The sequence below is a fragment of the Peribacillus frigoritolerans genome (assembly GCF_030676415.1).
Taxonomy (GTDB): domain Bacteria; phylum Bacillota; class Bacilli; order Bacillales; family DSM-1321; genus Peribacillus; species Peribacillus frigoritolerans_A.
The window spans coordinates 1-368 of the sequence record NZ_JAUUTW010000113.1; the positions used below are offsets into that span (position 1 = coordinate 1).

1 pseudogene is annotated in these 368 nt (G+C 39.7%); it reads right to left on the reverse strand.

Features of this window, described 5'->3' with window-relative positions:
- Nucleotides 1-368 (reverse strand): annotated as a pseudogene (locus Q8G36_RS28695) (IS5/IS1182 family transposase); the annotation flags it as partial.

A 368-nucleotide genomic window follows, 5' to 3' on the forward strand; every position in this document is an offset into this window, starting at 1 on the left:
AACCGTTGCGGTCTGCGGCCGCGTGGAATGAATAGGCAAACTGTTTTGTTCGTTCATCTTTCACATAGTAGCCACTCTCAGGATCCGTAGTACTTTCTTTCATTGCTCTGGTTTCTTCCTTATCAAATTTATCTGGTGGAAAAGGTTTCTTTCCATGGTTTTCACGATCTTGATTGATTTCATCTTGAAGACGTCCTTGATATGCTCGTGTTTCTTTTCGTACGATTTTCTTTTCAAATTAGCGCTTATTCGCATTGGCTTTCACATGTGTGGAATCGACGAATACGTGTTCAGCACTTATTACCTTTCTATCAGCAGCTGTTATTAAGATGCGATAGAAAATCTGTTCAAACAGGTCTGTATCTTTA